The following is a 14,259-nucleotide window of genomic DNA, read 5'->3' on the forward strand; positions in this document are numbered from 1 at the left end:
TCTTTGAGCAATTTTCGTTTTTACTTAATTATGATAAACAATAGATCGTTAGACTTTCAGATATTAGATTTAAGATATAAGTAAGAATCTTATTATCAGATAATTAAATTTTACGCATGCAGGTTCATATATATCTGATAATTAGGCGAATAAAAAAGAATAACGAACTATTAATAAAGAGTTATTGTTAAAAATCACCAACTAAAACTCCTTAGCCAGTTCAATGGCACTTTTTAATGCGCCCAGCTTATTATTTACTTCGTTGAGTTCGCTCACATCGCTGGATTCGGATACAACACCTGCTCCGGCCTGATAGAACAGGATGTTTCCTTTACTCAAAAAGCTACGGATGGCGATGGCCTGATTAAAACTACCATCTAACCCAAGTTTACCAATGCAGCCACCATAAAAACCTCTTTGATGTGGCTCGTATTTGTTAATGAGTTCCATGGCACGAAATTTAGGCGCACCTGAAAGGGTTCCTGCCGGAAAGGTATCGCCCATAACACGGGGAACTGAGGAACCGGGCTTTAGTTTACCATTTACCTCCGACACCAAATGCAACACATGGCTGTAATATTGAATCTCTTTGTAGGTTTTCACCTTTACATCGGTGCAGTTGCGCCCCAAATCGTTGCGAGCCAAATCAACCAACATCACGTGTTCTGCATTCTCTTTAGGATCGGCTGCCAGTTCCTCGGCCAGTTTTAAGTCCTTCATATCGTCGCCTGTACGCCGGAAGGTTCCTGCAATGGGATTGATGGTAGCCACGTTATTCTCCACCACCAACTGACTTTCAGGGGATGAACCGAACAAACGATAGTCGCCATAATCGAAGAAAAACAGATATGGTGAGGGGTTGATGTTGCGAAGCGCCCGATAAACATTGAACTCATCGCCTTTAAACGACTGAGAAAATTGACGTGACAACACAATCTGGAAAACATCACCACGAAAGCAGTGTTCCTTTCCCTTATTTACCATCTGCTTGTATTGGTCGTCGGTTAAAGGTGAGATTTCCGTACCGGTTGGTTCAAATCTGAAAGATGGAACAGTCCGGTTTTTAAGAACATTCAGAAGTTGGTCTTTACGGCTCTCCTCTCCTTCGGCCAAGTGTTCAACCAGATACAACTGGTTTGTAAAATGGTTAAAGGCAATAACTCCGCGATACAAATGGTATCGCATATCGGGAATGGCATGTGCAACTGATGAATCGACATCCAGTTTAACATCTTCAAAATATCGAACGGAGTCATAGGTTGTGTACCCGTATAATCCGGAAGCCTTAACCGGGCATTTTGAATCATCGGCAATAATTCTGTCAGAAAATGCTTTGATAATATCTGCCAAGGGCTCCTTTGCAGGCAATGCGGTTTGCTCCACAGTTCCATCAGGAAACTTGCAGGTGACCACATTACTGCTTACCATAAAATCGGCTATGGGGTCGAAACAGATGAACGACAACGAATTGTTATTACTGTGATAATCGGAACTTTCAAGCAATATGGTGTTTGGGAACATATCGCGCAGTGTAAGGTATATGCTAACCGGTGTCACAACATCCCCAATGTGAGGGGGAATTCGGTTGCAGAGGACATTCATTTTGTAATTCTTCATAATTTTCTATTTCAGGATTCTTTGTATTTTATATTCCTAGCGTTTCAACAATAGATCGTTAGAATTTTAGATATAAGATATCAGACAACAGTAATCTATTGACTTTAAGTATCTTGCACTTATTTTAGGCAAGTTTTTATATGCCTGTAAATCAAGTATATAAAAAACTTAACGAACTATTGGTTTCAATATTCATCTTCCCCTCGCTCACTCCTCAATCCCCTGAAGGGGATGTCAAACGCACAATAAAAAGAGTCAATCTTCAATAAGTAATATGCATAAAAAGCAAAAAGGCTTGTCGGGAGTCCGACAAGCCTTTTCTGTTTATATCATTTGTTTCGCAAATGGTCATAAGGGCATCGTTTCACCTCCCGATGTAGAAAATGAAATGTGCCACCACCAATTGTTATTGCGAAAACTCTGTGTCATGATTTTTGTCATTATTGTACTGCAAGTTTAGGGAATGATTTTTAAAAATACAAGATTTTTGAGATTATTTTTTTGACCAGAGGGGTAGTTTTACCCCAAAATTAAGCATAAAACCGGCATCTTGATTGGGAATTCTTCCCTGATAGTTTTCCGGTTGGTGTTTTCTAATGTTCTCTCTAAAGTTGAGAGATGAGTAGCCAAATGAACCGAAAAATATCCAGTTACGTTTCTTAAGGTGGCTGTTGTCGATTCTATGCTCAAGACCTATACTTATTGCATAAAATGAGATTGGTTCTGTAAACCGTTTTACTGCCGATGGCTCTCCATTGTACTCAAACTCTCCACTCATGTAGCCAACTGCAAATTCTGTCTCCAGGTACAGGAAGAGTCCATCGTAAAAGATATCAAGATCCTGATAAAACTTAGGTACAATTGCTATTTGTGGACAATTAAATCTATACTCAAAAATACTTTTTCCATCATTAGGATAGTAAAACTCTCCAAACTCGTTAGGTCTTGGAGAAGGCCTCCTGTGAAAAGAATAAAATGCATATCTGGCACGAAATTCTAGACCAACCTGCTCAAGCGGTTTATACTCAACTCCCATTAAAAGTCCAACTCCACTCGCTTTGTGTTCCAAAAAAGTGCCATTGTAAGAAATTCCGGGATTCAACAACAATTTTGACTGAGCAAAAATCTTCCCTCCAAAAAATGGCGACAGAATCATTACTAAAAACAAAGAGATCGAGAGTTTCATTTACAATAGATCGTTAGTCCCGACTCACTCGGGATAGATTATTAGATGTAAGATACTGAGCACAGCGTAGTTTGAACGTAGTGAAACGAGCCATGAGGTAATTATTGCACATAATCAAAGCAACCCCACTGCCGACACCCTCAAAATAAACTGTCCTCTTTTACCGGAAACCGTTCGGGGATAATCCTCCAATCCGCTGATTACTTTAAGCGGATTGAGGGTGTTGTATTCAAAATGAATTTGAAGATAATTGGCCCAATTTCCAATAAAGAAGCCTCCACCTATTCCGTATCCCAGATCAGAGGCAGACCTGCCTGTGGCCTTGCGATAATAATAATTAACCTCCACAACAGGGCCAAACGGGAATCGCGGTTCATACCCCGGTATTGGTGGAGCCACAGGTTCTTCCCAAATAACCTCACTCTCAACCCACTGTGCTCTGCGTGGCAAATATGGAAGATAATAAAACCTTAAATCGGGATAAAAACCCCACCTTCGCCGGAGCTCCTCATTGTAGCGAATATTTATGTTGTATTGTATGCCCGCATAGAAACCGGGCTGCAAAACTGTTGTTGTTGACCAACTATCATCTTTCATATTTCGGGACTCGCTTGGGGGAACCACATAGATAAAATCCAAGCCGATACCCGTAAAAAGATGCAAATTATCCTTCAAAATATAGCCAACACCTCCCCCTAAACCCCAAAAAAGCTCTACCTCATCTTCAATAGAGCCTCCTTGCAATCCTACATGATAAGCCAATTGAGACTGCACAGAGATAAATGGAGCAAAGAGAATGAATAGAAATGGGAATTTTCTCATTTGGAATATATTTGCTTTAAGGTTGCTTCTGAGGCCTCTCATCAACGTTTAGCCATTTGTAAGTAACGCGGCTCGGTGTTTGTTCAACTATTTTGACCTTCATTTCACGTTGGCCGTTGGTCACAATTTTACCTTGCCCAGTGACCGGAATGAAAAACAGCACCAATAATGCTGAGAAAAATGTTTTGTACATGTTGTAAGTTTTAATAGAAAGTTTAAAAATTGGCAACGGATAGTTGACAATTCCTCTTTGCTTATTTTTTTTAAGGCAAACATAAGAAATAAGAAAACACATAAAATACTAATCACCTCTCTTCAAACAAATTAAACAGTCACCAACCTGTTTTCATCGTATGCAAAATGCAGAACTCACCCAACCATCAATCTGAGTTGCTTAAAGTATAATATTCAACCGTATATTCATCAGAGTAGTCAGGATAAACCCCTTCTAAAACAATGAATTTATCAATACTGTAGGCTGCAAAAATACCATATCCATTTTCTATATTAGAGAAAACCTGCACCGGCTCGGCAAAGGGGTCGTCATATTTGTGATCGAACTGCCGAAATGACTTCTCATATAAATAATACTCTTTTGAAATAGAATGTAATTCTATTTCGTAAAGATTAAACTCTTTAATATCAATCCAAGGATGTGTATATCTTTTAATATAAACTGAAACGGTAGCATCTGTTCCATTGAACAAATCGTCGCTAAACACAAAAAATCTATTATAGGCAGGTGAGAGAAATGAATCTTCATAATTACTGCCCTGCGGATTAATTGCCACATCATTTGAACCCAATAAACTTATGGCATGGTCAATACGTACCCGATAAAAGGTACCCTCATGACCTCCGTAGCCCCAACTTCCGGTAAAGCCATTGGTTTCTCTAACAACCAAGCGATAATAATTGCGTTCCGAAGTGGGGTCGGAAAACTTGACATGAAAACTAATAACTCTGGCATCGTCATTTCTGACATCTCTGATGGTAATATAAGAGGTGTCAACGGTAGAAATTTGAACCGGGTGCGGGATGGTCACTTCTGCCGAAACCGGTTCAAAACCGGAAGCCTCAACCTCAAGCCGATACAAATTGCCCTCTTTTAAATTTAACCCCGATAAGCTATACACTTCGCCAATTGAGTAGGCCGTATTGCCTATTTCGATTTCTTCGGTGTTTAAAGTTAAAAAACCAATAAACTTTGAGTTTTCGTACAGCCTAACAACCGCATTGGCAACAGTATTGTTGCCATAGGTCGGCTTTTGTATGGGATTGCTTTGTTTAACCTGAGCAACAATTATACTATCGGGAGATATTAAACAGTTGACAACCAGCCTTGGGGTCAATTCTGAACCTTTAAAAACGATCTCTTCTTTACAAGAAACAGTAAACAATAAACTAATAATGAGACCAATCAACAACCTAATCATTTGCATTGCGAATTAAAATTTATAGCTATACGATACCGACGGTATTATTGGGAAAAAAGAGTATTTTGTTAAAACCCTTTTGGGCTCTCTTACCGTTACAAGCATCCCATTATTATCTGTTGTACTATGCACCACATCCTTATCAATCCAACGTAAAAAGAGGGGATTTTTACGGTTAGTGATGTTATAAACCGAAATATTCCATGTGCGCACCCCATATTTCTTTTGTTTTCTAAAGTTTGCGCCAACATCTGCCCGCATATAACCGGGGGCCCTGTAACTATTGCGTCCATTGTAATCAATAATTTTTGAATACTGTGAATCATATTCATAATCAGACTTATAAGGAATTTGAATGGCATCGTACTCAGCAACACCTAAGGTAATTGCATTGCCGGTAGAATAGACCAACGTGGCTCCCCAATCAAAACGTTTACTGCGTTCATGAGTCATGACCAGACTGAAATCATGCCGGCGATCAAATTTATAAGGAAAGGACTTGCCAAAGTTCAAATTTTCGAACTGACGGTCGGTTTTAGATAGTGTGTAACTAACCCAGCCGGTTGTTTTGCCAACGTTCTTTTCCAAAAGCACTTCTCCCCCTATGGAAGTTCCTGTTCCTTGCTCAACCAAATCTTCCCAGCCTTGGCCAACGGAAGCAAACGAAGCTCCATCTTTATATTCAAGCAGATTATGCATTTCCTTATAATATCCCTCAATGGTTAAAACAAGTATGCGATTAAGATTATAGGCCCAGCCAACAGCATACTGATCAGAAGTGGGCGGTGCAAACCTCTCAGTAACCGGCACCCAGATGTCTGTTGGTAAACTGATGTTTGCAGATGTGAGTAAATGAACAAATTGAGCCATTCGAGCATATGAGCCTTTTACAGACATATCGTCCGTAATTTGAAATTTACATGATACGCGAGGCTGCGGTGAGAAATAAGTCTTAGTGTCCACATTATAGAGTGCAAGATTTAGTCCTGCATTTATTCCAATAAAATTGAGCAACTCAAAATCATCCTCTAAATAAAAATTGTACTCATTGGAATATAGAGACTTATTCCCAATACGATTGTTTATTGAGACCTGATTAGTAGCTTCAGAGCTAAACAAGTTCACCCCGGGTTTAAAACGATGGCGTGTATAATTGGCGCCAAATTTCAAGGTGTGACCGGGACTTAAGAAATAATCAAAATCAACCTTAGCCGACAAGTCAGTTATATCGGAAAAATAGTTAAAAGAAGTCGTATGAGTCTGCCACATATCTTTTCTTGCAACATAATCATAGGCAAAGAAACTGTTGGTTTCTTTGTTTTTGGAATAAAAATGATAGTTGCTGTATGTTAAGGTTGTATTGCTAAAAAGTTTATTATTTATCACATAATTCCATCTTAATGCCGAAATTTTATTGCCCCATCCAAAGCGATCTTTCTGCAACGAACGATAATTTGTAGAGGGATCCCAGTCATCTTTAACCCTAAATCCATCATCTCCAAAATAGCCACTCAGATACAATCGGCTCCTATTAGAAAATATATGATTTAACTTTGCATTAAAATCGTAGAAATAATAACCACCGCTAAATTTGGAATCCTTGCCTTTATTGGACATTGCAATAAAAGGTGCAGTTAATACATCTAAGTAGGTTCTGCGGCCTGCAATTAGAAAAGAGGTTTTGTCAGTTTTTATTGGCCCTTCTACGCAAAATGAAGAGGCGATTAGCCCAACTGAGGCCTCTCCCGCCGTTTTTATCATGTTACCCTCTTTCATACTGATATCTACAACCGATGACAGACGACCGGCGTATCGTGCCGGAAATCCGGCCTTATACAGTTTTACAGATTTTATGGAACTTGGGTGAAAAACTGAAAAGAAACCAAACAAATGACTTGCATTGTAAACCGGGACGCCATCCAGCAAAAAAAGATTCTGATCGGCACTGCCTCCGCGTACATGTATGCCGCTACTGGCCTCGGTTCCCGACTGAACACCCGGCAACAACTGCAAAACCTTTAACACATCGGGTTCTCCCATTATTACAGGCACACGCTGAAACTTCTCCATGGGCAAATCAATCATACTCATTTGAGTTGATTTCACTTTGTTGTTTCGGTTTCCGTAAACAGCAACTTCATCTAACTGCTCAACCTGTGGTGTCATCAGCACATTTATAACGGTATCTTTTAATAAAACCAATGATACTAATTGGGTTTCATAACCAAGAAATGATATCATAAGTTCAATCTCACCTGACGGCAATGTCATGCTGAAATAACCAAAGGAATTGCTGTTTATGCCAACAGCCATAGTTGTTTCATATATATTGGCCGAAGGGAGGCTTTCTCCACTATTGGCATCTTTAACAATACCGGAGATGGTGTATCTGTTCCCAAAAACATTTGCAGAAAAAATGATTAGGGAGAAGAGGATTACTATTTTTCTTAACATTTATATTACTTGTGTTCTTTTGAAAGTTTACGATATTTAGAATCTTTACATTTTTGGGAAAAATCGCCCTTTTTAGGAAGCATTAAAAAACAACCCGTAAATGCGGACAGTATGAGGCCATACTTATTAAAATCTAATGTGCTTTTATTAAGGTGCGCTTTTCTTTATAAGCCTTTATAGTATCTTCTATATACAGATTCTATTTCTACAGTAACCCAGCCTGTTCTTGTGTATAATTTTCGGGTCGAAGTAACTTTTATATGATCGTCAAACAATATATCAAGCTTAATGTCAAGTAAAGTATCTTCAACACCAATTATGGTAAAAGTGGCACTTTTTAAATCATCGGCAAAAACACCCCTCAAATCAGAAGGGCGATAATCATAGAAAAAAGAAACGGTCGTATAAGTGGTGTGTGTTGGAACAATTTCAGTCGCAGAGAGCCTACGTTCATTCTCGGTGGGCCACCAATCTCTATAGGTAAACTCATTGTACTTAAAATAAGTATCATTTTGAAACGGAATCATAATTTCAATTTTTGCTGCGAAAGGAATTAAAGAATTCTCTTCGAACAAGTTGCATGACTCAACTCCATCGTTGTTTAAGTCAACTGGAATATTCGAAACACAGGAAACTATTTCATATTTTCCATGAAACTTTTCGCGCAAAACGGGTCTGATGCTCACCTCCTTATCTTGCTTTTGGCAGCCTAACAAAAAAACAATCACTGTAAATAACGGCAAAAACTTTTTCATAAAATATGTATTGATAAAATCGATAATTATATGAATGACAATTGTTAATGATTTTAGTGAATTAGCAGCTCTCTGATTTCAACCCAACTGATATACAACGGCTTGCCACTTCAAAAAGCTGCCAACTTTTGATCGTTGGCTACTTCTTAGAATCATCATCTATTTAAAGTATATCAAGTTACTTAATATTAAAATCAACTCTAAGAAAACCGTTGCCAACTCCTCTTTCCTTTAATTTTCCATTTATATAAACTTCAATAGTAATTAAAACAGTTTCATCATCACAGCGAGCCTTAACATAAGTCTGTCCCCAGTCTGTATGCCAACATTCCTCATAATAATCTTTAATTGTCAACTGTTCTTTTGGAAAGCCTCCCATCAAAATTATTGGCACGTCGGCAGTATTGCTGAATACTTTGAGCGTCACTTCATTTGTCCCATTATCATCTTTTGAACAGGAGAATAGGGTTATGAAAAAAACTACCGATAATAGTAGGGTAGAAATACTATTTGCTTTCATAAATACAATTTTAATTGTTAAAACTAAATTTATTATAATCATCATAAAACCAACCAATATTAATTAACTGGTTTTCATCAATCTACATCAGAGTTACTTCACTGTAACACCAAATTTAAATCCACCTGAACTATATGTTTTGATTTCATACAAATTACTACCAATTATATTTGTAATTACTGGATCATAAAAATATAATTCAAAATCGCCTAAATGATCATCACCTGTTTGGTACTTAACTTCTACTGTTTGTTTTTCTCTGGTTGTATTTTCATAATTATAACCAGCCTCCCAACCAGTTTCTGCTATACCAATATTAACTTTTACGTTGCCTTTAAAATTTGCTTTGTGTACATGAATAGATTCAATTTCCTTAGTTAATTTGGTCTCCATGGTTAAATCTTCTTCATAAACCATAATATGTCTCTTTAAAGACTCCTCCTGTATGTTCCATTTACCCATGGCAACTTCTTGAGGGTTTTCTAAGTTTCTTAAAAAAACCTTCTTAGGTTTCATTTTAGATAGGTCTATAGTATACGTGTGTTTAGGTCTGCGAAACCATGTCTTATGTCGCCGTGTATAAGTTATGTCAAAATCCCATAAATCTTTAGGTTTAATGGTAACACGCTTCCTTATCGGTGTTGAGCTATTTGATTTAATAATTTCAAATCGAAAATTAAAAGCACCTTGTGTCCACATTTTCTTATAGATTTCGTCCGCTGTCATTGGATTCTTCTCTTGAGATACTGTTGGGTTTTCAACATAAGGATCACCATCATTCCCACGTTTGTCATCTGCTATCTCATAGTATAACACTGGATCTACCTCAATGTAACTTATATATTCATCAATCGAGTGATTAAAACTTCCAGACCTTTGATTGGGAGTGATTCCATAATATATGTAATCCCTTTGAAAAGCCTTTTGATGAATGCTTCCATCATTTCGATTGAAAAAATGAGAGGCTGCAATAGCTCTTGTCCCAACGATGCTAGTGTTATCGGTTAATGACTTCAGAGAATAATGTTCAGAAATCACTCTTCGTCCATCATAATTCGGAGATTTAAACTCAATGGTTTTGGCTGCTCCACTTTTAAGATTGTTTTGAGGAATAATCACCTGCCGATTTTCATTAACCACAAAGACATGAAAACCCGGAATCTCCCTATTATCCAAACTAAACTCTTCTTCACCGTTAAAATACAGTATTGTTTTTGTCTCTATGGGTACAGCAACAGGAATTTCATCATCATCCACATCCAATTCTTCCGGAAAAACATCAAAAAAATGAAGTTCAGGAATTAAAATATTCAATAACGGCACATTTCTCTCAACTTGATTAATAACTTCTTTCGAAGAATAAGAAATTAAAATGTCTCTAAAAGACTCATCCCCGATTAATTCATCACTCACCAAATAATACAACACATTGTAGTTACAATCAAACTGCTTTAGAGCTTCATTTTTCAAAAACTCACGAACATCTTTTCTTTCATGCACTGCTTTCGATAATACTTTGGCAAATTCCACCAAATGTTTTTCTGTATCAACTACCTCTTCAAAATTAGGATTCTCTTGATAAAAATTATTATCCAGCTCATTATCACTACACCCAACAAAAATAAACACTCCCAATAAAAACAATAAACTAATATTTTTCATAATTTTACAACGTTAGTGGGGCGGCAACCCCGTTAATAATTATAGTCTGGCGTCCGGTCTCGGCTTCGGGGTCGGACGCTCTTTTCTTTACCCCGCATAAAAAGGCGTACTGTGCTTCGACCTTTTTATAGATGGTAGATATTAGATCTTTAGAAACATGGATTTTCTGATTTTAATGATTGAATGAATAACTTTCACGCAAGCAAAAACTAAATTGTTCTATTTCCTAAAACCTGTTATGTGTTGTCTATAGAAAGGGATCTTGCCGTTAAGATGAAACCTCCAAAGGAGTTGAACAGATGCCCTGCACAAGAGCTATCTATAAACAAGTATAATAAAAAGAAGTTATAATCTAATCAGGAATCGTTGTAGCAAACATAAAATGAAGTAAATCTGCCGAAAGCGAAGATTTGTGGTAAAGCGTTGAAATGCAGAATAATTTGACTGTTAGGATACAGATTAAGGCTCATCATTAATAAATTAAGGTTGAACGTTGTTTTGAACCAGGTGCTTAGCATCCGGTTTCAATTTTTCGTTCTGCAAAGAAAAAAAAAAAAAAAATAAAGCGGCAAATAAAAATTATAGTCAACAACTTGATGGTGCCAGCATCATCCTAAAACCTTAAGGTATAACTTGCCGAAGGAATAATAGGGAAGTATGCACAATTGACAAAAATAACCTCTCTGGTTTTGTTCGTATAATAAATAGCTGCTTGGATAAAGTCATTTGTAGGCATAGTACACACGTAGATAATAAGTTCGGTTTAAAACCGCTTAGTCAATCCAAATGTTTTCTCCGAGACAACCCCGAATCCATATTCAGCAAACAGACCAAAATTGCCAAACAGATAAAAAGCCATACCTGCATATACTCCATAATCTGTAAAGGTTCTAGGTGGGGTAGAAACAACATTACGATCCCCATCTGACACAACCCTGCCCAGTTTAGCTTTGCTATATAAATCAATTCTTGATTGCCGTACGGGAACAATTAGAGGCATCAAGTGCACTTTGTATTGCAAACCAAAGTGATAAGTTGGTGATGTCCCACCCCAAGAACGAAAATTGCTTCCAGTCCAAACTGATTCCCATCGAAACATATTATTATATCCTCCATAAACCCCTCCACTTAAAGTTGGCGTAAACTTATAATCTACAAAAACGCCAATTATATTACTATGATCATCCCTGCTTGAATTAAACGAATACCTTTCCAGGGGACAATCGGAAATATAAGCACCTACACTTAACCTATTAGAGAATGCCAAGTCTTGTGCATTACAGTTAACTACTTTAGTCAATAAAGAAATAAAAAAAAGAAAAAGAACACCTACTCGTTTCATAGTTTTATAAGATAATTGTTAAACTAAATATTTACTAATCGCTCTTCTATCCCCATACCCTAGTCCTCATAAAAGAGCCAATTTCTTACTCTTTTCAGGATAGAGGCTTCGCTGCTGCGTCTTTGAAAACTATTCTGACCAAAGTAAATTTTATAGGATATGGTTGGAATAATTGGAAAATAACTGATGCTGTAAAGCTTGTAGGGTCTATACTCTCCAGTCCAAACAAAGTCCTTGTCATCAAAAAACCTGCTATAACTGTAATAGGCTGGATTGTGTCTGTTATAAAGATTATAAACGCCAAGTCGCCACTCCTGTTTATGCCCTCGTCGGGAAGTATAGCTTGTATGTTTAAATGCTAAATCCATTCTGTGATAGTTGGCCATTCTTGCAGAATTGCGTTTCCCGAAAACAAACCCTTCTTCAATTATAGCATCATCGTAAAAACCGGTGACAGGATCTATGGCAGCTTCTTTTGACGTTACCGGGGTATATGGCAACCCCGAATGGAAAGTCCATGAAGCGCCTACACTCCACTTTTCAGACAACTGGCGATGCAGAAATAACGAGACATTATGTCTGGAATTATACTCATAAGGATAGGAGAAAGATTGATTAACCTCTTCAAACTTTCTGTTGCTGTTACAATACGAGTAACTTAATGAGCCGGTGTAGTTACCCCTGGTTTTATTCAAATAAAACTCAAAGCCCTTAACAACTCCGGCGCCATCATGGTGCAGTAGATCAGCAGAATGAACGCTGTTGAGAAAAGACTCATGCCCATCTTTAAAGGTGACCAGATTACTTAATTGTCTATAGTATATTGAAGCGCCTGCATTGAACATTCCTCCGGAGAAATTCCCGGCCCAACCCAATGAAACCTGATCGGACAAAGCCGGAATCATAATCTCATTGGAAGGCAGCCAAAGTTCATTGCTATAAATCCCGGAACGTGAAGTTACTAAATGATTAAATTGTCTCATTCTCGAATAATCCACACTAAACCGATGATTATTATTAAGAATATACCCAAATGAGAGGCGCGGCTCCCAAGAATTAAAAGTATATGGTGTATTACGATAGTGAACAAATCGTAAATCAGACTGTAAAAACAGATTTAAGGGCAGAGAAAAATAGTTTTCAGCAAAAAGAGCCATCTCTGAAGATTTTAACTCATTGGAGATCGCATCCTGCTCCTGTTTAAACTCTCTGTTAAAAAGATAATATGAGAGGCTGCCTCCTGCCCGAAAATCCCAAAATGGGGTTATGCGCTGCTTATAATCGGTCTGAAACAGATAATTCTCCAACGATGACAGGGCTCTCTCCCTATAACTTAAATCGATTGTTTCCGTATCGGACTCGTCAACCACACGATACCTGGAATAAGCGAGGGAACTTGATATAAAACCACCGGAGTTTAAAACCTGCTGCCACCTAATGCCGGACAAATTATTACCCCAGGCGTAACGTCGATTAAAATCCAAATCGTCGTATCGACTCGTTTTGTCCGATTTAATTTTTATGTAATCGTCGCCCTGGTATGAAAAAAAGGTGATCTTGCTTTTGTCAGACAAATCCCAAGCTACTTTGCCATTGAAATCGTAAAAGCCGTAATACATGGAATACCCCATTTCTGAGGACTTGGTTGCATAAGCCATTAACGGATCAATCATTGTTTTACGGGCGCACAATATAAAACTCAATCTATTCTTCAATATGGGGCCTTCAATCGTAAAGGAGGCATCCGTAATGCCAATATCAAAGCTCCCGCTGTAGTGATTTTTATTTCCTTCGCGTTGGGAAATGCTCACAACCGAAGAGAGTTTGCCGCCATAACGACCGGGAAATGCAGATTTGTAAACCGATACATCGTTGATGATGTCGCTGTTAAACACGGAATAAAACCCGCCTATGTGGTGAACATGGGTAATGGGTACTCCATCCAGCAAATAGAGATTTTCACCAACTCCTCCCCCGCGTACAACCAACTCTGATGAAGCTTCTCTTGGGGCTTCAATTCCAGGCAATATCTGTAGTGCTTTTCCTACATCGGGCTTGCTGCTAATAACAGGAAGTGTATTGATTACATCCATGCTTAAAGTGTGAATGTTTGTCATGGGAGCTTCGCGCGAACTGACGACAACTTCAGAAATCATATTATCTACTGTCATTCGTACCGTTATAACAGTATCACTATTTAATTTAAAATTAACAGTTTGCGAGGAATAACCCACATAAGAGAACGTTAATTCCGAATTCTCCTTCGGCACATCTATGGAAAAAAATCCATTGACATCGGTTACAGATCCTCGCCCGTCGGCCGATTTTATAACATAAGCTCCAATAAGCGGTTCAGAGGACAAAGAGTCTCTCACAAACCCAGATGCTCGATGTTGCGATAATCCTGCCTGATAACAAAAACTAAAAACCAATAACACCAAAAATATAAACTTCATATCTCAACT

11 protein-coding genes are annotated in these 14,259 nt (G+C 38.0%); all 11 read right to left on the minus strand.

The features are described from left to right. Nucleotides 1-201: 201 nt before the first annotated feature. The 11 genes from EV194_RS00275 to EV194_RS00320 all read right to left on the minus strand — a co-directional run bounded on the left by EV194_RS00275 (nt 202) and on the right by EV194_RS00320 (nt 14,250). Nucleotides 202-1,617, minus strand: coding sequence for an anthranilate synthase component I family protein (locus EV194_RS00275; protein ID WP_132430922.1), 1,416 nt, complete (start codon nt 1,615-1,617; stop codon nt 202-204). Between the two features lie 493 nt (nt 1,618-2,110). After that, complete coding sequence (locus EV194_RS00280; protein ID WP_132430924.1) at nt 2,111-2,803, minus strand: hypothetical protein; 693 nt, start codon at nt 2,801-2,803, stop codon at nt 2,111-2,113. Nucleotides 2,804-2,917: 114 nt separating this feature from the next. After that, the gene (locus tag EV194_RS00285; protein WP_132430926.1) at nt 2,918-3,625 is read right to left on the minus strand and encodes a hypothetical protein; all 708 of its coding nucleotides are present in this window, start codon (nt 3,623-3,625) and stop codon (nt 2,918-2,920) included. 16 nt (nt 3,626-3,641) lie between these two features. Continuing rightward, nucleotides 3,642-3,818: a hypothetical protein gene (locus EV194_RS16845; RefSeq protein ID WP_165921761.1), complete on the minus strand. Its 177-nt coding sequence runs from the start codon at nt 3,816-3,818 to the stop codon at nt 3,642-3,644. Between the two features lie 187 nt (nt 3,819-4,005). Further along, nucleotides 4,006-5,067, minus strand: coding sequence for a DUF4249 domain-containing protein (locus tag EV194_RS00290; RefSeq protein WP_132430928.1), 1,062 nt, complete (start codon nt 5,065-5,067; stop codon nt 4,006-4,008). A gap of 6 nt (nt 5,068-5,073) precedes the next feature. After that, nucleotides 5,074-7,515 (minus strand): TonB-dependent receptor, encoded by a 2,442-nt coding sequence (locus EV194_RS00295; RefSeq protein WP_132430930.1) that lies wholly within the window; start codon nt 7,513-7,515, stop codon nt 5,074-5,076. Nucleotides 7,516-7,679: 164 nt separating this feature from the next. Beyond that, nucleotides 7,680-8,270: a hypothetical protein gene (locus EV194_RS00300; RefSeq protein WP_132430932.1), complete on the minus strand. Its 591-nt coding sequence runs from the start codon at nt 8,268-8,270 to the stop codon at nt 7,680-7,682. Between the two features lie 178 nt (nt 8,271-8,448). Next, complete coding sequence (locus tag EV194_RS00305; RefSeq protein ID WP_132430934.1) at nt 8,449-8,790, minus strand: hypothetical protein; 342 nt, start codon at nt 8,788-8,790, stop codon at nt 8,449-8,451. A gap of 93 nt (nt 8,791-8,883) precedes the next feature. Next, nucleotides 8,884-10,452, minus strand: a complete 1,569-nt coding sequence (locus tag EV194_RS00310; protein ID WP_132430936.1) for a hypothetical protein — start codon at nt 10,450-10,452, stop codon at nt 8,884-8,886. Between the two features lie 763 nt (nt 10,453-11,215). Next, nucleotides 11,216-11,794 (minus strand): outer membrane beta-barrel protein, encoded by a 579-nt coding sequence (locus tag EV194_RS00315; protein ID WP_132430938.1) that lies wholly within the window; start codon nt 11,792-11,794, stop codon nt 11,216-11,218. 59 nt (nt 11,795-11,853) lie between these two features. Continuing rightward, on the minus strand, nt 11,854-14,250 hold the full coding sequence (locus EV194_RS00320) for a TonB-dependent receptor (RefSeq protein WP_132430940.1): 2,397 nt from the start codon (nt 14,248-14,250) through the stop codon (nt 11,854-11,856). Nucleotides 14,251-14,259: the final 9 nt, after the last annotated feature.

The sequence above is a fragment of the Natronoflexus pectinivorans genome (assembly GCF_004345615.1).
Lineage (GTDB): Bacteria > Bacteroidota > Bacteroidia > Bacteroidales > Marinilabiliaceae > Natronoflexus > Natronoflexus pectinivorans.